The sequence below is a fragment of the Amycolatopsis marina genome (assembly GCF_900111885.1).
Taxonomy (GTDB): Bacteria; Actinomycetota; Actinomycetes; order Mycobacteriales; family Pseudonocardiaceae; genus Amycolatopsis; species Amycolatopsis marina.
In genome coordinates this window covers 1-18,133 of the sequence record NZ_FOKG01000033.1, presented here as the reverse complement: position 1 = coordinate 18,133, position 18,133 = coordinate 1, and the positions used below count along the sequence as shown (strand labels likewise).

At 70.5% G+C, this 18,133-nt stretch carries 21 protein-coding genes; 14 read left to right on the top strand and 7 right to left on the bottom strand.

From position 1 onward, the window contains the following. Positions 1-108: 108 nt before the first annotated feature. From BM199_RS31100 to BM199_RS31055, 10 genes are all read left to right on the top strand, one after another. Positions 109-825, top strand: a complete 717-nt coding sequence (locus BM199_RS31100; protein WP_245788953.1) for an SAF domain-containing protein — start codon at positions 109-111, stop codon at positions 823-825. Beyond that, a complete protein-coding gene (locus tag BM199_RS31095; protein WP_091679347.1) occupies positions 825-1,760 on the top strand; it encodes a CpaE/TadZ family protein in 936 nt (311 codons plus the stop codon). The genes BM199_RS31100 and BM199_RS31095 overlap by 1 nt, the downstream gene beginning before the upstream one ends. Next, a complete protein-coding gene (locus BM199_RS31090; RefSeq protein WP_091679345.1) occupies positions 1,757-3,139 on the top strand; it encodes a TadA family conjugal transfer-associated ATPase in 1,383 nt (460 codons plus the stop codon). Before BM199_RS31095 ends, BM199_RS31090 begins: the two co-directional genes overlap by 4 nt. Continuing rightward, on the top strand, positions 3,136-4,068 hold the full coding sequence (locus BM199_RS31085; protein ID WP_091679400.1) for a type II secretion system F family protein: 933 nt from the start codon (positions 3,136-3,138) through the stop codon (positions 4,066-4,068). The genes BM199_RS31090 and BM199_RS31085 overlap by 4 nt, the downstream gene beginning before the upstream one ends. Beyond that, positions 4,065-4,958, top strand: coding sequence for a type II secretion system F family protein (locus BM199_RS31080; RefSeq protein WP_091679342.1), 894 nt, complete (start codon positions 4,065-4,067; stop codon positions 4,956-4,958). The genes BM199_RS31085 and BM199_RS31080 overlap by 4 nt, the downstream gene beginning before the upstream one ends. A 63-nt stretch (positions 4,959-5,021) precedes the next feature. Then, positions 5,022-5,222 (top strand): hypothetical protein, encoded by a 201-nt coding sequence (locus BM199_RS31075; protein WP_091679339.1) that lies wholly within the window; start codon positions 5,022-5,024, stop codon positions 5,220-5,222. 3 nt (positions 5,223-5,225) lie between these two features. Beyond that, positions 5,226-5,666: a TadE/TadG family type IV pilus assembly protein gene (locus BM199_RS31070; RefSeq protein WP_091679337.1), complete on the top strand. Its 441-nt coding sequence runs from the start codon at positions 5,226-5,228 to the stop codon at positions 5,664-5,666. Between the two features lie 49 nt (positions 5,667-5,715). Then, positions 5,716-6,669 carry a hypothetical protein gene (locus BM199_RS31065; RefSeq protein WP_091679334.1) on the top strand — a complete coding sequence of 318 codons (954 nt, stop codon included), beginning with the start codon at positions 5,716-5,718 and terminating at the stop codon, positions 6,667-6,669. Next, positions 6,666-7,136, top strand: a complete 471-nt coding sequence (locus BM199_RS31060) for a TadE/TadG family type IV pilus assembly protein (protein WP_091679332.1) — start codon at positions 6,666-6,668, stop codon at positions 7,134-7,136. Before BM199_RS31065 ends, BM199_RS31060 begins: the two co-directional genes overlap by 4 nt. Next, a complete protein-coding gene (locus BM199_RS31055; protein ID WP_342741749.1) occupies positions 7,133-7,639 on the top strand; it encodes a hypothetical protein in 507 nt (168 codons plus the stop codon). The genes BM199_RS31060 and BM199_RS31055 overlap by 4 nt, the downstream gene beginning before the upstream one ends. A 104-nt stretch (positions 7,640-7,743) precedes the next feature. On the opposite strand, the gene BM199_RS31050 is transcribed toward BM199_RS31055, so the two are convergent. The 5 genes from BM199_RS31050 to BM199_RS31030 all read right to left on the bottom strand — a co-directional run bounded on the left by BM199_RS31050 (position 7,744) and on the right by BM199_RS31030 (position 12,360). Next, positions 7,744-8,076, bottom strand: coding sequence for a YnfA family protein (locus BM199_RS31050; RefSeq protein WP_043829872.1), 333 nt, complete (start codon positions 8,074-8,076; stop codon positions 7,744-7,746). A gap of 51 nt (positions 8,077-8,127) precedes the next feature. Then, the gene (locus BM199_RS31045) at positions 8,128-8,901 is read right to left on the bottom strand and encodes a MerR family transcriptional regulator (RefSeq protein ID WP_091679329.1); all 774 of its coding nucleotides are present in this window, start codon (positions 8,899-8,901) and stop codon (positions 8,128-8,130) included. A 69-nt stretch (positions 8,902-8,970) separates the two neighbouring features. Beyond that, on the bottom strand, positions 8,971-11,169 hold the full coding sequence (locus BM199_RS31040) for a hypothetical protein (RefSeq protein WP_143101970.1): 2,199 nt from the start codon (positions 11,167-11,169) through the stop codon (positions 8,971-8,973). Between the two features lie 98 nt (positions 11,170-11,267). Further along, the gene (locus tag BM199_RS31035; RefSeq protein WP_043829901.1) at positions 11,268-11,582 is read right to left on the bottom strand and encodes a helix-turn-helix domain-containing protein; all 315 of its coding nucleotides are present in this window, start codon (positions 11,580-11,582) and stop codon (positions 11,268-11,270) included. Between the two features lie 13 nt (positions 11,583-11,595). Next, positions 11,596-12,360 carry a tyrosine-type recombinase/integrase gene (locus BM199_RS31030; RefSeq protein ID WP_245788951.1) on the bottom strand — a complete coding sequence of 255 codons (765 nt, stop codon included), beginning with the start codon at positions 12,358-12,360 and terminating at the stop codon, positions 11,596-11,598. 515 nt (positions 12,361-12,875) lie between these two features. Here BM199_RS31030 and BM199_RS31025 point away from each other — a divergent pair. Next, entirely contained in the window at positions 12,876-13,313 is a 438-nt protein-coding gene (locus BM199_RS31025) for a hypothetical protein (RefSeq protein WP_091679322.1), read from the top strand. Beyond that, positions 13,310-16,330: a BTAD domain-containing putative transcriptional regulator gene (locus BM199_RS35055; RefSeq protein ID WP_091679319.1), complete on the top strand. Its 3,021-nt coding sequence runs from the start codon at positions 13,310-13,312 to the stop codon at positions 16,328-16,330. The genes BM199_RS31025 and BM199_RS35055 overlap by 4 nt, the downstream gene beginning before the upstream one ends. A gap of 23 nt (positions 16,331-16,353) precedes the next feature. On the opposite strand, the gene BM199_RS33555 is transcribed toward BM199_RS35055, so the two are convergent. Continuing rightward, entirely contained in the window at positions 16,354-16,587 is a 234-nt protein-coding gene (locus BM199_RS33555; RefSeq protein ID WP_143101969.1) for a hypothetical protein, read from the bottom strand. Positions 16,588-17,258: 671 nt separating this feature from the next. On the opposite strand from BM199_RS33555, the gene BM199_RS34070 reads away from it, so the two are divergent. Next, entirely contained in the window at positions 17,259-17,432 is a 174-nt protein-coding gene (locus BM199_RS34070; RefSeq protein ID WP_177242872.1) for a hypothetical protein, read from the top strand. Between the two features lie 90 nt (positions 17,433-17,522). After that, a complete protein-coding gene (locus tag BM199_RS33550) occupies positions 17,523-17,708 on the top strand; it encodes a hypothetical protein (RefSeq protein WP_143101968.1) in 186 nt (61 codons plus the stop codon). 89 nt (positions 17,709-17,797) lie between these two features. Here the strand turns inward: BM199_RS33550 and BM199_RS31015 are convergent. Further along, on the bottom strand, positions 17,798-18,133 hold a 336-nt coding region (locus BM199_RS31015; RefSeq protein WP_143101967.1), incomplete at its 5' end, for a transposase.

Sequence of the window (18,133 nt, the reverse complement as noted above, 5' to 3'; positions counted from 1 at the left end):
CTATTCCAACTGAATCCCTTTTTGTTCCTTTCCTGACCACGCATTAGCGGCAGTTGAGATCGCTGGGTGAATGCGTGGTGCGGGTGATCTATGCCTGGAGGTCTGATCGTGACCAGCACCGACACTTCCGCCCCTGGCCGCACTGCGGCCGGTGACACCCGCCCGGTGTCCTGGCTGGACCCTTCGGGTTCGGCCTCGACGTCAGGGCCGCGGCGGGGGCGCCGGCGCCGGTTGCCGCATCTGGTGGCGGGGATGTTGCTGGTGGTGGTGTGTGTCGGGGGCGTGGTGTGGTGGACCAGCAGCACTCAGGATCGGACGCCGATGCTGGTGTTGGCGAGGCCGGTCACGGTCGGGCATGTGCTGACCCAGGCGGACGTGCAAAGCATCGCGGTGTCCGCGGCGCCGGGTGTGGCGTTGATTCCGGCGGAGCAGGCGGGCAGTGTGGTGGGCCGTCCGATGGCGATGAGTCTGGGGGCGGGGGCGTTGCTGACCCCGGACGCGGTGGGCGCTGCGGTGCTCCCGTCGGCGGGTCGGGCGGTGGTCGCGGTCGGGGTGAAGCCGGGCCAGTTTCCCCCCGACATCGCCACCGGCACTCCGGTGACCGTCGTCGTCACCGCCGGTGCGACGGGAGCGTCGACCGGTAGTGCGCAGGGGGATGGTCCGGGGACGTCGTGGACTGCGACGGTCGTCGGTGTCGCAGCTGCGGGCACGGATCAGACCACGGTGGTGTCGCTGGAACTCGACACGGCCGGGGCGTCGCAGCTGGCGCAGGTCCCGGCCGGGCAGCTCGCGCTGGTGATGCAGCCCGCAGGTGGTGGGCGCTGATGCTCATCGCCGTGTGTTCGGTGAAGGGGTCGCCGGGGGTGACCACACTGACGGTCGCGCTGGCCGCGCAGTGGCCGCAGGCCGAGAGCACCCGTCGTCTGATCGCCGAGGTCGACCCGGCCGGGGGTGATCTGGCGATGCGGTTCGGACTGTCGACCACCCCGGGGCTGGTCAGCCTCGCCGCCGCCGCTCGCCGCACCGGCGGGCCCGGGGTGGTGTGGGAGCACACCCAGGCCCTGCCCGGCGGTGCTCGGGTGTTGGTGGCCCCACCCGGCGGCGGACATGCCCGCGCCGCGCTGTCCACACTAACCGCCACCCCAGACGGGCCCTCGTTGCTGCACGCGGTCGCCGACGGGGTGGGGGTGGTGGTGCTGGCGGACTGCGGGCGGGTGGATCCGGGGTCACCGGCCGAGGCGATCGCGCGCCGCGCGGACGCGCTCGTCCTGGTGTCCGGAACCCAGGGCGACGACCTCGCCCACACCGCAGCGCGCTTGGGGGAGCTGGCCGGCTGGACGCCGCGCCCGGGGCTCCTGCTCACCGGGGAGGGCTACCCGACCGTGGACGTCGAGCGGGAGCTGGGCGTGCCGGCGATCGGCCGCCTCCCCCACGACCCGGCCGCCGCCGCCCTCATCAGCGGGCACCGGACAGCACCGGCTCGCCGCCGTGGCAGTGGCGGACTCGCCCGCCAGACGGCCGCGCTCGCCCGCGCCCTGGCCACCCCCACGGCAACGCCCTCCGTCGCCGCCCCGCCGTCGGCGCATGCGGTGGGGATGGTGCCGGGCGTGCCCGCCCAGCAGGTGCGTCACCAGCCGGGCGGTGCGGTGAGCACCCCGCTCAGCCACGTGCCGCCTCTGATGCCTGCCCCGTCGCAGGGCAACGGCCTGGCTCGCAACGGCCATCAGCCCAGCACACTCGGGAAGGAGCCGCTCTCGTGACCCAGACCGACCACACCGCAGCACCTCCTCCCATCCTGCCGGTGGATGTGGGGGAGGCGGAGCAGCGGTTGCGCACCCGGCTTCGCCGGGCGCTGACCACGGATCTGCCCGGCCGGGTCGAGGCCGCCACCGACACCCACGGTGCGGGAATGAGCCTGGCCCGGCGCCGGGAGATCGGCCGGGAGGTCCTCGACACCGCGATCGCCGCGCACAGTGAGACGGAGCTGCTGGCCGGGCGTGTGTTGGTGGACTCGGTCTGCGAGCAGCGGCTCGTCGAACAGGTGCTGGACGAGCTGTTCGGCCTCGGCGGGCTGCAACCGCTGCTGGCCGATCCGTCGGTGGAGACGATCGCGGTCAACCGTTTCGACCGGGTGTTCGTCCAGTACAACGACGGCCGCCGAGCCCAGGTGGCCCCGGTGGCGGAGTCCAATGAGGAACTCACCGACCTGATCCGCACCCTCGCGGCGCGCGCCTCTTCCGAAGAGCGCCGGTTCGACCGCGGCTCGCCCGCGCTGAACCTCCAGCTGCCCGGCGGGGAACGGCTCTTCGCGGTGCTGGGGCTGACCGCGGGTGGGGTGACGGCGTGCACGATCCGCCGGCACGGCTACCTCACCGCCACCCTCGCGCAGCTGCGCCGCCGCGGCACCCTCGACATCGGGCTGGAGCGGTTCCTGCGCGCACTGGTGCGGGCACGCAAGAACGTACTCATCACCGGCGGCACCGGGGCCGGGAAAACCACACTGCTGCGGGGACTGGCCTCGGAGATGGATCCCCTGGAACGCGTCGTCACTGTCGAGGACGCCTTCGAACTCGGCCTCGGCATTGATCCCGGGCTGCACGCCGACGTCACCGCCCTGCAGGCCCGCGAACCCAACGTCGAGGGTGCGGGTGCGATCGACCAGGCGGAACTGGTCCGCTGGGGCCTGCGGATGTCCCCGGACCGCGTGATCGTCGGGGAGATCCGCGGCGCCGAAGTCATCCCGATGTGCAATGCGATGTCGCAGGGCAACGACGGCTCCATGGCCACCCTGCACGCCTCCAGCTCGAAAATCGCCTTCACCCGCCTCGCGTCGTATGCCGCGCAAGGCCCGGAACGGCTGCCTCTGGAGGCCACGGCCCTGCTGGTGGCGAGCGCGGTGCATTTCGTGGTGCACCTCGACCGGGCCGCGGACCGGAGGACGCGGGTGATCGCCTCGGTCCGTGAGGTGGTCGACGCCGAGGCCGGTTCGGTGATCTCCAACGAGGTGTACCGGCGGGGCCCGGATCGCCGAGCCGTGCCGGTGGCCGGGGCGCTGCGCGCGGACACCCTCGACGACCTGGTCGCGGCCGGGTTCGACCCGGACCTGTTGAGCCGCCCGGAGGGGTGGTGGACGCCATGAGCATCGACACCAGCACCATTCTCGCCGCCATGCTCGGCGTGGGCACCGCCCTCGGCGTGTTCCTGGTCGTGGCCGCCTGGCGCCAGCCCGCGGCGGCGTCGCCGCACTCACGGCGCATTGGTCTGATTCGCGCGGCACGCGGCCGGGCTGGCGACCGGGGGGCGCTGCTGCGCCTGACCGTGGCCGTCGGTGCGGGCGTGCTGACCGGAGCCGTGACCGGGTGGATCGTCGGCGCCGTGCTGGCCACCGCGGCGGTGTGGTTCCTGCCCCGCCTGGTCGGCCCCGATCGCGCCCACACCCGCCGGGTCGCGCGGATCGAGGCGATCGCCTCCTGGACGGAGATGCTGCGCGACGTCCTCTCCGCCGCGGCCGGGCTCGAGCAAGCCATCCTCGCCACCGCCAAGCTCGCACCCGCGGCCATCCGCGGCGAGATCGCCGCCCTCGCCGCGAGGCTGGAAAGCGGACAGCGCCTGGCGGCGGCGCTGCGAGCCCTGGCGCGCGAGCTGGACGACCCCACCGCGGACCTCGTCCTCGCCGCCCTGGTACTGGCCGCCGAGCACCAGGCCCGCCAACTCGGCGACCTGCTCGGCTCGCTCGCAACCACCGCCCGCGAGCAAGCCGCCATGCGGATGCGCGTGGAAACCGGACGAGCACGGACCCGAACCTCGGTGCGCGTCATCGTCGTCACCACCCTGGCTTTCGCCGCCGGGGTCGTGGTGTTCAACCGCGCCTACCTCGACGTCTACAACACCCCCACTGGCCAGGTCGTCCTGCTGCTCCTCGGCGGCCTGTTCGCCGGCGGGTTCGTCTGGCTCGCCCGGATCGCCACCAGCGGAGCCCAACCCCGGGTCCTCGCCCTCGACACCACCGACCCGCCCACAGCACCCGCTGGGAGCGCGGCAACGACCATCGGAGGTGAGTACTCGTGATTCCCGCACTCGCTTTCGGCACGGGTGCGGGTCTCGGCCTGTGGCTGCTGCTGACCTGGGCCCTACCACCGGCCCCGGCACTGAGCGACCGCCTCGCCAAGATCGACACACGGCCACCGGCCACACCGATCGTCCTCGCGGCCGACGCCGCCTGGGTCACCACCTGGGGTCGAATGTTCGTCCCTGGCCTGCGCAAGCTCGGCCTGCCCGGCGCGACGATCCACGCCGATCTGCGGGTCATCGGCCGCGGCATCGACACCCACCTCGCCTCCCAAGCGCTGCTGGCCGTGGCCGGGCTGCTCGCCCCCTGGCTCCTGCAAGCACTACTGGCCCTCGGTGGGCTGTCCTTGAGTGTGGAGGTGCCGCTGCTGGCCGGGCTCATGCTCGCTGCACTCGGCTTCCTGACCCCCGATCTCGACGTCCGCGCCAAGGCTTCCCGGGCGCGGCGAGAATTTCGCGACGCGCTCTCGGCGTTCCTGGATCTGGTGTGGATCACCCTCGCCGGCGGGGCCGGCGTTGAGGCTGCCCTCGGCGATGCCGCCGCCGTCGGAGCGGGCCCGGCATTCGACAAGATCCGGCGCGCCCTGGACACCGCGCAGCTGACCCGCACCACCCCGTGGAACACCCTGCGCCGCCTCGGGGAGGAACTCGACATCACCGAACTGTCCGAACTCGCCGCGTCGATCTCCCTGGCCGGCACCGAAGGCGCCCGTGTCCGCGCGTCGCTGGCCGCGAAAGCTCAGGCCCTGCGGACCCACCAGATCACCGCTGCCGAAGCCGACGCCCAGGCCGCCACCGAACGCATGGCACTGCCCGTGACGGTGCTGTTCGTCGGGTTCCTCGGCTTTATCGCCTACCCGGCCGTCGTCCAAGTCCTCAACGGACTCTAGCCCGCCCCGTATGCCCGTCCCCACAGGAAAGGCGTTGCACGACAAGGGAAAGAAGGCACCACCATGTTGCACCACATCCGCACACTGCGGGACCTGACGTGGGCGCGCATCACCCTGCTGCGCTCAGACCCGGAGCGCGGGGAGATCACCACCACCGTCATCGTCACCGCGCTGATGGCCATCGCCGCGATCGCGATCATCGCGATCATCGTGGCGAAACTGACGCAGAAGGCGAACTCCATCGACCTCGGCCTCGGCGGCTGACCCATGCCCGCCCAATCCACCGCAACTCGAGCCCACGGGCTGGCCGGACGCCTGCGGGGCGCCCTGCGCGGAGACCGGGGCGAGGCCACGGTCGAGCTGGTCATCGCCACACCGCTGGTGTTGCTGGCGTTGCTGGCGATCATCCAGTTCGCCGTGTGGTCCCACGCCACCCACGTCGCCCAGGCCGCCGCCTCCCACGCCCTGGCCGCGGCACGAACCCAGGACGGCACCACCAGCGCCGGACACGCCGCGGGCCAGCGCCTGCTCGCCGACCTCGCCGCCGGGCCGTTGCGCAATCCCGACCTCACCGTGTTCCGCACCGCGAGCACGGTGTCGGTGAGTATCCGCGGCGAGGCCGCCGCAGTCCTGCCCGGTGTGCACCTGCACGTGCACGCCGAAGCCATCGGTGAGGTCGAACGCTTCATACCCGACACCGCGCCCTAAGTCCCCCCCCCGCGGCGATCCCGGTGCCGGGGGCGAAAGGAAAACCCCGATGACACAACACGTATCGACTGGACCGGCGTCGCCGGTGCGGGTCGCGCTGTTCCCGGACGGGCCGGATTTGCTGTTGCTGAACCCGGATATCTCCGAGTCGCGGTGGCGCGGCGAGCGTGTCCGGGCCGGGCTGCGTCCGCGGATCGTCCTCGCTGGACTCACCGGCGTCGTCCTCGCGGTTCTCTCCGCCTCCTCGACTACCGGTTTCGCCGCGGTATTCGCGCTGGGCGCCGGAACCCTCGCGGTCGGCGCGAGTGCGTTCGCCGGCTGGCGCAACGCCACCCGCGTTCTCACCGACCACCGCCATGGTCCGGGAAGTCCGTGTCGGCTCGATCGCGTGCGGGGCGAGTTCTTTCTCCGCAGCCGCGACCTCGCCGAGGCCGGCACCGCGGCAGCGCGGACCTTGATCGCCGGTGTGGACGAACTGCACCGCAGCCCGGCCCGCGCCTGGATCGACCCCGCGCTACTGCGGGAAGTGCATCGGGTGGTGTGGGAGACGTTTTGTTGTCTGGATCGCACTCGCCCCGCGCGCAGTCTCGCCGACGACCTCGCCGCCGATCCCGATTCCGAGGCCGGCGAGCTGGCCGCCGCGGCACGCCAGGCGGTCGACGTGATCGACGACAGCCTCGGTGAGGTGGTGCGGCACGTGGACGCCTGCCTCGTGCTGACCCGGGCCTGGGAGGCGAAACTGCGGCAGCGCGAGCTGGCCGCCCTAACCGATCGCACCCTCGCCGTCCTGCCCGGACACGCCCAGACCCGGCGGGTAGCCGAGGCTGCGGAAGCGTTACCGCGGGCCATATTCGCCCATATCACCGCCGCCCGCGACGTCACCGGCGCCGGAGCGTTCCCCTGGGAACAACCACCCTCCTCGTGGCCGCAAGGTCGACACGCCCTGCTCCACCACGGCGGTACGTCGCTGCGGGGAGCGCGATCGGACGAGGGCCTGTCGTGACCCGCCACAGTCGAACGGCACGAGGGTGGCTGCGGCGGTGGTGGGCGGCAGGGGGCGGCTCGGTGACCGCCGAGGCCGTGCTCATCACGCCGCTGCTGGTCATGCTGCTGGTGTTCGTGGCCGTGGTGGTCCATCGCGGCGTCGACGCCCGGCTGCGGCTCGACGACGCCGCCCACCAGGCCGCGCGCGCCGCCACCCTGCACCGCAGCACCCCGGCCGCGGCCACCGCCGCCCGCGACACCGCCGGCGCCGCCCTCGCCCAGGCCGGGCTGGTGTGCCGCGACGTCGCCACCACCCTGACCGGCACACCGGATCCCGGCGCCGTGGTGACCGTGCGGGTGCGCTGCACCGTCGACTTCGGACAGGCCCTACTGCTCGGCGTGCCCGGCGAGACGACCCTCGAATCAACCGCCAGCGAGGTGGTCGATACCCACCGATCCCAGCCCGGTACCGGAGCGACACCATGACCCCCCGCGCCCTGAACGTCGGCGGGTGGGGTGTCTGGTGGCGCGCCGACGACGGCCGGGTGACCGCCTTCGTACTCGCCCTGCTGACCGGGCTGCTCGCCCTGGCCGGCCTGAGCCTGGACGGCGGGCTCGCGCTCGCGAGCAAGGTCCGTTCCAGCGGTCAGGCCGAGTCCGCCGCCCGCGCGGGCGCCCAAGCTCTCGACCTCGCCGCCTATCGCGCCACCGGCACGGTCCGGCTCGACCCGGCACGCGCGCGTGAGCTGGCGCAGCGGTATCTGGCGAGCATCGGCGCCACCGGCACCGTCGCGGTCGCCGGCAACACCGTGACTGTCGACGTCACCGCCACCTACCGAACCCAGCTGCTGTCGCTGGTCGGCGTCGAGGCCATCCGCACCCACGGCAGCGGCGCCGCCCATCCCCAGCATGGGGTCACCGGCGTTTCCCTGGGGTTCGCGAATTCTGAAGTGGACAGTGATGGGAACTCAAGTGGTGGTGGCCGGTAATGAGGGTACTGGGATGCTTGGGTTCACGAACCGATGGCGGAAGCGTTGGTCGGTTCTGGTACTCAGGCGCGTGTTGTCGGCGTTGCGGCCTGTTTGCTGTGGTGTCAGCCTCGGGGTGCGTACATGATGACGGCGACACCGATGAGGCAGAGCAGGGCGCCGGTGATGTCGTAGCGGTCGGGGCGGTAGCCGTCGAGGGCCATGCCCCAGGCCAGCGAGCCCGCGACGAAGATGCCGCCGTAGGCGGCGAGGATGCGGCCGAAGTGTGCGTCGGGTTGCAGGGTGGCGACGAAGCCGTAGAGGCCGAGGGCGATGACCCCGGCGCCGATCCAGATCCAGCCGCGGTGTTCGCGGACGCCTTGCCAGACGAGCCAGGCGCCGCCGATTTCGGCGAGCGCGGCCAGCACGAACAGCGCGATCGACTTCAGGACGAGCACGAGCAACCTTTCCGAATGTTGCGTGGTGGCGCGGCGTGGTGGGGTGGCGGTTCAGTTGGGAGTGCCGAAGAGGTCGGCCAGCAGGGGGGCGGCGTCGTCGGGGGCGTGCACGTCGAACTGCAGCTCGCCTGCGGACAGGTGCAGCGTGAAGGTGAAGAAGGCGCAGCATTGCTGTTCGGCTGCAGCGAGGGCGGCGACTTCGCCTGCGGTGTGCGCGGGCAGGTGGAAGCGCAGGCCGCCGTCGATGGGGTCTCGGCGCTGGGCGTGGTCCAGCAGTTCGTGCCACTGCTGGGCTCGTTCGGCTTGATCGCTGCCGTTGAGCGTGCAGGCGATCGGTGCGGGTGTGGTCCCGTTGTCGCCGGTGTTGTCGGTGGTGGGGCGCGGTGGGCTCAGTTTGATGGGCGTGGGTTGTGGGTCGTGTTGGTGGTGCAGGAACCCGCAGCCGGGGTCGCAGCGGCCGGGTCGGGGCGGACCGTCGATCTCGGTCAGGGCCTGGCGCAGCCGCTCGGTGAAGGCGTCGAGTTCGGTGGCGCGTTGTTCGGCCTCGGCGATGCGGGTCGCGAGCATGGGGCGCAGCCGGTGTCGGACGTCGGTGCACAGGCCGTCTTCCCAGACCTGCAGCAGGTCGCGGATCTCCTCCAGGGGCAGGCCGAGTCGTTTGCCGGAGGTGATGAAGCCCAGCCGTTCGATGGCGTCGTCGCCGTAGAGTCGGTAGCCCGACTCGGAGCGCTGGGCGGGCAGCAGTCCGGCTTGTTCGTAGAACCGCAGCGTGGTCGGGCGCACCCCGGCCCGCTCGGCCAGTTGAGAGATCCGATAGGTCGTCACACTCCGACGGTAAACCTTCGAGTCGACTCGAAGGTCAAGCTGTTGCCGCTGAGCACACAGGCCGTCGAGCTAGGCGTGTCGATCGCTGGTCGGCAGATCGGGAGGGTCGAGGACGACCGTGTAGCGCTCGGCGCCACCGACGGACAGGCCGAACAGGTCGCACAGGCGGCGGATATCGCCTCTGGTGGCGTGAACTTCGTGCAGGATGCGGTCTTCGCGCAGGGCCTGGGTGGACAAGCCCAGGCGGTGGGCCAGCCACTCGATCTGGACGGGGCGGGTGTGGTTGGCGCTGCGGTAGTGGATGAACAGGTGCGGGTTGGCGGTGGCGGGCCAGCGGGCAGAGCGGTAGTCGAGGTAGGCGCTCAGCCGCTGGCGTACCGGGCTGGCGAGCGGGATGGTGCGATCTCCGGCCTGCAGGTGGCCGTCGTGGACGTCGGTGAGCTGCAGGTTGCGCAGTTGCTGGGAAGACAGGGCGTGGAAGGCCACCAGCGCGGCGATCGCCGCCCGGGTGGTGTCCTCGCTGTACAGCGCCTCGCGGATGTCGTCGACCGGGGTGGGCAGGGGGACTCGGCCTGGTCCTCGACCGAGCGGGATACGCGCGGTCGGGTTGACGAATACGCGCTTGTGGACTTTGAGCAGCCGGAAGATCGAGCGCAGCCCTTGGAGCATGGTGTGGCGGGGTGTGCCGGAGGTGGGCAGGATCGCGAGAACGTCATCACGGGTGATCTCTCGGAGATGTTCGTGCCCGCGCACCGCCCAGGTTTGCAGTGCGGGCAGGGCCCATCGCAGTTTTGCCTGAATCGTGCGGGCCGCGCGGGGAATGCTGCGGGGTGGGCTGGTGTGGCCGTGGCGCATCACGTCGAACCACCACCGCAGGTCGGTCACCATCTCGTCGGGCAGGCCGATGGTTTTGGCGGTGAACCAGCGTTCGATGGTCGGGACGCGGTCGTCGTGGAGGAATCCGTGGGCGGCCAGGACGTCGAGGATGGGGCGGACCGGACCATCGATGACGGACAGGGTGGCGACATCGCTGGCGTTGATGGCCGCGCCGGGAGTGTCCTGCAGCCCCAGCAGGATGTGCAGGCCCGTCCGGGTGCGGGTTGCGACCTTGGAGTCCCAGCCATGCCGGGCGGCGTGTTCGGTGACGCACTCGTCGAGGTAGGCCGCAAGTCCTGGATCGGACGGGGCCGGAAAGCCGCGTGCATTCCCGGCATGCAAATCGCGGGGCAGGATGAAGGCAACCAGTTGCTGATGGCGTATCGGACAACGGGCGGGCAGCGGCCGTGGTCTCTGCCGCCGGCGTTGGTCGGCCGCAGCGGCGCGAGCGGCGCGGACACCGAGCCCGGTGAACATGTCGGCGAAGTACAGCTGGTGCCCCCAGCGCCAAATGTGCTCGGCCTGGTCGGCATGGGTGCTGCTCGGCAGCCAGAGTGCCTGTTTACGGCACAGCCGGCACAGGCCGTTGGCGTTGACGTGGCTCATCCGTGCGCAGATGACGCAGTCGGCACGGCTGGGGTGGTGGCGTCGCCAGCCGCGGCATCCTTCGCACAGCCAGGCGTTGCCGCGTCGGGTGCCCCACGCGTGGCAGTCCGGACACGAATCCACCGTCAACGGCGGGAACCGGTGACAGCGCACACACAACCCGGCGGTGTAGTAGTCGCTGGTCGAGCCGCACTTCCGGCACGGTGGCGCAATCCCCGGGCCGCCGGGCTGGCAGGGGTAACAGAAGTCCGACTGGGCCGTCTTGACCGGGCGTTGCCCGCAGCGGGTGCACGGCCGTGGCGTGGTCGTGGTGTTCGTGCGCATCGCGTCGAAGATGGTCCACTGCAGCACTTTCCGTGGCGGTGCGCCGGTGGCGGCGAACCGCGCGGTCGGCCCGGGCCGCAGTCCCGGCGGGCCAGGCCGAGTCGCCCGTCCCGCCCGGCTGCGGAACAGATCGGCGAAGAACAGCTGGTGCCCATGGCGGATCGCGGCGGCGAGATCGTCGGTGCCGACCAGGTCGGCTTGTCGCCAGCACAGTCGACACGCGCCCCAATTCGGGTCGAGGGCCACGCGCCGCCCGCAGGCGACACAGTCACCGAGCGGGCGGCGCTGTCGCCACGCGTGGCAGCCCTGGCACAGCCATTTACGAGTGCGGGTCGCGCCCCAGGCGTAGCAGTCCTCGCACGAGTCGATGGTCAGCGGGGAGAACCGGTGGCAGCGGGCGCACAGGCCCGCGCTGTAGTAATTCTCGGTCGCTCCGCAGCGCTGACACGGCGGGGGCGTCACGGGCCCGCCGGGCTGGCAGGTGCAGCAGTAGTCGACATGGCGGTGCTTGACCGGGCGGGTCCGGCATACGCTGCACAAGCGCGGCCATGGTCGGCCACTCACGCCGGTGGCACAGAGCGGTGCCGACCGAACCGGGGCGTGACCACTGCTCCTCCCGTGGCCTCGGCCGTCTTCTGCGGCCTGCGGGCGGCCACCTTGTCCGGTTCCCGGATCAGTAGCTCGGTCGGTTCACACTCCAGCACCGCGCAGATCACGTCGAGGTCGTCCAGCCGGATCGTGGTCGGCGTGCCGGTCCACAAGGCTGACATCTTGCCCGCACTGATCTCCAACCCGGCCTCGGCCAACCGGCGGCGCATCTCGGTGGACTTCCAGATACCCGCCTCAGCTGCTTTCATCCGCAGATTCCACCGCATCAGCGCACCTCCGCTACTGCATGAGCCGGGAGGCCACCCGCTGGTTGGCCGTCTCCCAGGCATGTTCGATGTGGTTGGCGTGGACATGGATGTAGCGCGTCGTCGTCGACAGCCATTCGTGACCCAGAATCTCTTGTATCGCTTTGAGATCCATGCCTCGTTCGTACAGCGACGAGGCGCAGAAGTGTCGCAAACCGTGCGGTGTCAACCGACCCACCCACGCTGGAAGCCACCGGTCGACAGCATCCGCCAGGCTGGAACGCAATGCGTCATCGCCGATCCGCACACATCGCCCGGTGTCTCGGTCGCGGCGCTCACTCGGCAGCAGTGGGGCATCCGGATCAGACCAGTCCGGACCGAACTGGTGGCGCACATCGGTCAGCCACCAGTCCATCAAAGCGTCGATTTCATTGATCGCGGGTACCAGACGAGGTTTGTGCCCGCGTCCTCGGCTGCCCTTGCCGAACCGGACATGCAGCTTGCCCCGTTCACCCAGATCGGGCCGCCAGTCGCGAATGTCAAGCATCAGCGACTCCGTGATCCGCAAACCCGCCCGGCGCCACAGCGAGGCCGCCATGTAGTCACGCGCCGCCGGCAGGAACTTGCGGGCATGTGGCAACGCCTCACGCCACGCGCCGAACAATGTCTCGACCTCCTGCTGCGCAGGTGGCACCCGCACAGCGACGTAGTCCGGCTTGGACGGACGGTTGAACTCATCCACCGGCTGCTCGAGAACATGACCGGTCAGCGCGTGGATGTCTCCCTGGTAGCGCGCCACGAGGAACTCGAAGAACGCCGTCAGCGTCCCCGCTCTGCTGTACACCGTGGACGCCGCGCGGCCACGCCTGCGCTGGTCAGCCAAGAACCGATCGACATCCTCAGCGCGCGTTGTCCACACCGGTCGGCCAGTGAAGCGCACGAACTCGAACACCACCGACCGATACGACCCCACTACACCGTCCGTCACACCGGCGCCGAGCTGAGCCAGCGCGAACTGATCCACCAACTCCTGCTCAAAGTCCTCGAACTCTGCGGCAGTGCGCAATCGCCGCGCGGCCCCCAACGACCGCACCTCAGCCAACGCCACGGACACCCCTGTTCAATCGGAGAACGAATGTGTCAACAACATCGGCATCTCGTCGAGAATCTCGACCATCAATCGGATTCTCCACACCAACGAGTGAACCCACTCCCACCAGGACAAGCGCCCGACCTGGCGCTAATGGTCCCCAACGAACCCACGGCAGTTCAGGCAATCGACCCCTGACCACCGTCACGGAAAGGAAAGCCGACATGGTCACATCGGAAGAGGAGATCGCCCGTCGCCTCGAGGAACGAGACTTCGTGCGCAGTGCACGCCGCGCCCAGGCGGCCACCACCGTGGGCGAGCTGGCCCGTCGGCACACCGAGCTTGCCGGGCGGCTCGCTGAGCTCGAACGCGAGCTCGGCGAGGTCCTGACCGCGGCCGGCGACGTCATCGACGTGCCCGAGCTGGCCCAGGTCACCGACATCCCCGCCGCCGACCTCACCCGCTGGCGCGACCAGGCGAGCAAGCCCGCCCGCCGCAGTAAGCGCACCCGCCCCCGCGCGAGGAACAACGACACCAACAGCACAGACACGCAGGCGGCCACCGCACCGCGTGCCGCCCGTTCGGTGACACCAGCACCACCGGTCGCATCGGAGTCCGTCGGCGCCGGCGGGGTCGCGGAAGTGTCGGCGAGCAGCGAATGACCACGTCGTCGGGCGGCACCCGGATCGTGCGTACCGCGCGGCTGCTGGGCCGGGCGGTCCGCGGGCTGTTCGCGGCCATCCTGCTGGCCGCGCTGGTCGCCGGGTTGCCGGTCGCGCTGGTCTACGGCGTGGGGTGGCCGTTGCCGGACCATCCGCCCACCTTGGACGAGATCGGCTCTGTGCTCATGGCGCCGATGTCGAGCAGCGTCCTGCTCGACACGCTCGCGTGCCTGACCTGGCTGCTGTGGCTGGTATTCGTCTGCGATGTCGCCGCGTGCGCCCTCGACGTCGCCCGGGGCGCTCGGTGGCCGCACCTGCGAACCCAGAGCGGGCCGGTGCGGCGCGTCGCGGCCGTGCTCGTCGGCGCCCTGCTGATCGCCGTGCTGGGCCGCACCGCCACCGCCGCACCCGTCGCCCCCGCCGACGCCGCGCGGCCCGCCGGACATGCCCCGGTGGCCGCGACCGCCCCCGCCTGGCCCACGCCGCTCGCCGGCGAACCCACCCACCCCGACATCCCGTTGCCCCGGTCTCAGCCCTCGGCTGAGCCCGGAACCGAACGGGTCCGGGCACCGGAGAACGGGGTGCACGACTCGCTGTGGCGGATCGCGCAGCGCCGCCTGGGCGACGGCGCGCGCTGGCCGGAAATCTGGGCCCTCAACAAGGGCCGCACCCAAACCAGCGGGCGCGTGCTGACCAACCCGAACCTGATCCACCCCGGCGACACGCTCCGGCTCCCCGAAACCAGCCACACTCCCACCCCACCTGGTCCGCCGCCACCAGCGTCGGAACACGCGCTCCCGGAGCCCATCCCCGAGCAGGCGGCCCCGGTGCCGAGCACGGCCACATCACCGCCGTCGGTGCCCGCCCCGTCCACCACACGCGCCGAGCGCGCCATCGACACAGATGCGGACGAACGTGCCGGGGGAGCGGTGACCTGGGGCAGCGGCGCGGTGTTCGTCAGCCTGGGGCTGGTCGCGGCGATCAGTGCTCTGCTGATGCTCGCGCGGCGCCGGCACATGGCGCGTTACCGGCCCGGCAGTGGCCGGCGCGACGACGACCTGCCGGTCGCGCCGGTGGTGTACCAGCTGCGCCTGGCCCACCTACGCACCCAGCACCACGACGAAGACACCGACCTGGACGCCGCGAGCGAACAGGGCACCGACGCACCGACCCCACCGCAGCGACCCGACCTCCAGTCCGACGCGCCACCGGGATCGACCACCGGCGCCCCGGGGCACGCGGAGTTCGGGACTGAGGGGCAGGTGCGGGTTCTCGCGCCGCGTGCCCGCCGAGTGATCGGCGCCCCCGCCACCACCGGAACCAGGCCGGAGTGTCCGCCGTCCATAGTGGACGTCGCCCTCGATACCAACACCGATGGCGCTGGCGGCGAGAGGACGACCACCGCCGTGGGCGGGGGAGTGCACGTCGCTCTTGACTTGGCCCGCGTCCACGGACTCGGCCTGGTCGGGCCTGGTGGATACGCCGCGGCGCGAGCATTGATGCTCACCGTGCTCACCGCCGGGGCCGAAGGCGGATCCGCGCCGAGGGTGCTTGTGCCCGCCGCGGACCTGGCCCGCCTGCTCGGCGTCCCGATCCCCGCCGCAGACCTACCGGACATGGTCACCGTCGTGGCCGATCTGGACACCGCACTGGCCTCCCTCGACCCGCAGAACCCGGCGCCACACCGGTCCGCCGTCCTGATCACGACGCCGCCCGGAGAACCGGATCGGCAGGCCCAGCTGCAGCAGCTGCTCGACAACCACAGCCGCGTCGGTGTCACCGCGCTGCTGCTGGGGCAATGGCGCGCCGGTGTGACCGCCTATGTCACCGCTGGCGGGATCATCTCCGCGACCGACCCCGGCCTCGGCGAGCCCCTGCGCGGCACCCGCGCCTTCACCCTGCCCGAGACCGCCACCCGAGACCTGCTGGCCTTCCTGCGTACCACCCAGCCTGCCAAGGGCGCCAGTGGTGAACATGAGCCTGTACCTTCCGGCGACGCGGCGACGACCGCCGGTGCCCCTCGGCAGGCGGGGTCGGCACCGCAGGCGCAACCCTCCCACCCGGAGGACGCCAGAGGTGGACCTGATCGCCTGGAGATCACCTCGGGCCCGACCGTCCCGGAGGCATCTGTTGTCGAGGCCGGTGAGCGCGGCGGTGAACCGCGTCCGCTTGCGCCGTCATCGGCGGGGACGGCCGAGGAGACGGTCACGCCGCTGGTGCTGACGGTGTTCGGTGCCCCGGCGCTGTACTGGCGGCCCGATTCCGCACGTCCCAAGGCCGAGCCCCGCGACCTGTCGGGCGAGTTGAGCAGCCGACTGGTGGAGCTGCTGGTGTATCTCGCCGTGCATCCCGCCGGGGTCTCCCGAAACGGAATCGTCGATGCCCTGTGGCCCGATGCGCCGCCCCGCAACCCCGCCAGTGTGCTGCGCACCGTGCTCTCCCGGATCCGCCGCGCCCTCGACACCGCCACCCGCGGCACGATCGGCGAGCTGGTCCTGGTCGAGCACGGCCAGTACCGGCTCGATCCGGCCGTGGTGGAGGTGGACTACTGGGGCTTCGCCGACGCGGTCACCGCCCGCCGCACCGCCACCACACCGGCACGGCGTATCGACGCGTGCGAGGTAATCGTGGCGCACTACGGCGGGCTGTTGGCCGAGGGCGTGGACGGGGAATGGCTGGTCGCCGCGCGGGAATCCACCCGCCGCCCCGCGCTCGACGCGGTGGCCGCGCTCGCCCGCGCCCGAGTGGACACCGACCCGGACTACACCCTGGATCTGCTGGAGACCGCACGGGCATTCGATCCGCACAACGAACTGCTCTACCGCGACATCATGCGCCTGCAGCACGCACTCGGCCGGCACGAGGCCATCTCGCGCACCCTGACCCTCCTGCGCACCCGCCTCGCCGAACTCGACACCACCCCCACCACCGACACCGTGGACCTCGCCGCGCGGCTCCGCGCCCACCACACCGGAATCCCCGTCAACGACGACGCCGCCCCCTCCGCGGCGCCATAAATGTACTCGTCGACCGTTCTCGATCACGCCTCGACGAGATGGCAACCGAGACGTGAATCCGGAGCGGTAAAGGCAATTGTGCGGAACAGCGAAATACCTCGTTTTCCCGTCCCAATCCCGTCGGCGCCGATGCTAGCGTCGACCGCACTAGCACAACCGTCGAGGGCGAAGATAAAGAATCCCGTGGGCACGCGCTTGTATTCCGCACCATCACTGACACCATTGGTTATCGAGTGTCGTGTGCCGCTGTCGCGCACCGTGAAGACGTCCCTGCGTAACATTTATGGCTGCGACGTTCAGCGAGACGTCAGCCCCTCTCGCGCCGGACGTCATGCCCGCTTGCGGCTACCTGCTGCCACCGTCATGGACAGGGGCGACGCGGAGGGTGATCGCCAACCGGGGGGCCGCCGACCCGGCCTATCAGCCTCGTTCTCCGGTATCCGGCTAAGGTGGATCCCCCCGTGTCAGGCGTTCTCGCAGCTCACGCGCCTTGCAGGGGGATCCACCGGTGTCCCAGACTCGCTTGACACCAAGCAGGAAAGCACATCAGGCCCGGCGGCGGTGTCCCGCAACCTCGTCATCCTGCGCCCGTGCTCGCCAGTGCATTTCGCTCACCGTATCCGCCCCTCATTTCCCTTTCCTTGTTTCTTGAAGGAATCCGTATTTATCCGCGGTCTTATTCATGGCCGGCGTACCCATTCCGAACCTACCCGGAATGGCGTGACCTGCGCAAACGTGTCCGGAAAATGCGTGCGATTCACGTCGAAAAGTGATGGAAATTCCCCGAAATTGACCCGGGAAAACTATTGCGCGGCGGTTGGGGTCGAGTTACGTTTGTTGTGTCACCGGGACAACCGGAAAACACAACGAACACCCGCCCCGGAATCGGAACACTACCCCGGGAAGCCGGAAAACCACCAATTCAGGAATGGGGACCGCTATGTGCTACGCCGACACCGCCACCAACCCCGACGGAACCGCCGACGCGTCTTGTTATTGCGGGTGGCAAAACACGTACGCCACCCCCGCCGCCGCCGACACCGCCGCCGAATCCCACCAACGGGCCACCGACGACGCCGAACGCGAATACGCCCACCACTGACCGCACCGGAGCGGGACAAACGCCGACCGCGCGCCACTAACGGGCACACCGTGCACCACCAAGAAAACAACCCGTGAGGAAAGGGCCGACGTGAACGACACCGACACCCCGCAACCGACCGCCGCCCCCAACGAATCATGCGAATGGTGCGGAAAAGTCCACGACAACCCGGTCCGCGTTGATCCGTTCACGCTGGGCGGGCTTGCCCGATCACTGGGCGCCGAAGCGTTCAGCGCTAGCTGTGAGCTGATCAACCAGCGAGCGCGCGGGCTCTGAAACCCCCACGCCGAACCATCGACACCGCACTCAACGTACCCGCCGAACGTCTACCCGTTTTCGTGAAAGACATCCCAGGAGCTGAAATGTCAAGCCGCAACGTTCTCGGCGTGATGCGACCAGGCGGTCGTCTCGTCGTAGAGGGTGCCGGTTTTGAGGCAGCCGTGCAGGATGCCCACCAGCCGGTTCGCCAACTGACGCAGGGCGGCGTTGTGCCCGGCCCCGCGGGCGCGCTGCCGGTCGTAGTAGGCCCGTGCTCCGGGCGAGGCTTTCAGCGCGGCGAACGCCTGGGTCATCAGCGCGTCGATCAGCCGGTCGTTATGCACGAACCGGGCCAGAGCGACCTTCTTCCTGCCCGACGCGCGGGTGATCGGGGACGTTCCGGCGTAGTTCTTGCGGGCCTTGGCGCTGATGTAACGGGCGGA

Bases quoted from the DNA above. Each gene is read 5' to 3' on its own strand.
- BM199_RS31025 (WP_091679322.1), top strand. From the start codon at position 12,876: ATGGTCACATCGGAAGAGGAGATCGCCCGTCGCCTCGAGGAACGAGAC.
- BM199_RS31085 (WP_091679400.1), top strand. From the start codon at position 3,136: ATGAGCATCGACACCAGCACCATTCTCGCCGCCATGCTCGGCGTGGGC.
- BM199_RS34070 (WP_177242872.1), top strand. From the start codon at position 17,259: ATGGGGACCGCTATGTGCTACGCCGACACCGCCACCAACCCCGACGGA.
- BM199_RS31035 (WP_043829901.1), bottom strand. From the start codon at position 11,582: ATGCGGTGGAATCTGCGGATGAAAGCAGCTGAGGCGGGTATCTGGAAG.
- BM199_RS31070 (WP_091679337.1), top strand. From the start codon at position 5,226: ATGCCCGCCCAATCCACCGCAACTCGAGCCCACGGGCTGGCCGGACGC.
- BM199_RS31065 (WP_091679334.1), top strand. From the start codon at position 5,716: ATGACACAACACGTATCGACTGGACCGGCGTCGCCGGTGCGGGTCGCG.
- BM199_RS31095 (WP_091679347.1), top strand. From the start codon at position 825: ATGCTCATCGCCGTGTGTTCGGTGAAGGGGTCGCCGGGGGTGACCACA.
- BM199_RS31055 (WP_342741749.1), top strand. From the start codon at position 7,133: ATGACCCCCCGCGCCCTGAACGTCGGCGGGTGGGGTGTCTGGTGGCGC.
- BM199_RS35055 (WP_091679319.1), top strand. From the start codon at position 13,310: ATGACCACGTCGTCGGGCGGCACCCGGATCGTGCGTACCGCGCGGCTG.
- BM199_RS31075 (WP_091679339.1), top strand. From the start codon at position 5,022: ATGTTGCACCACATCCGCACACTGCGGGACCTGACGTGGGCGCGCATC.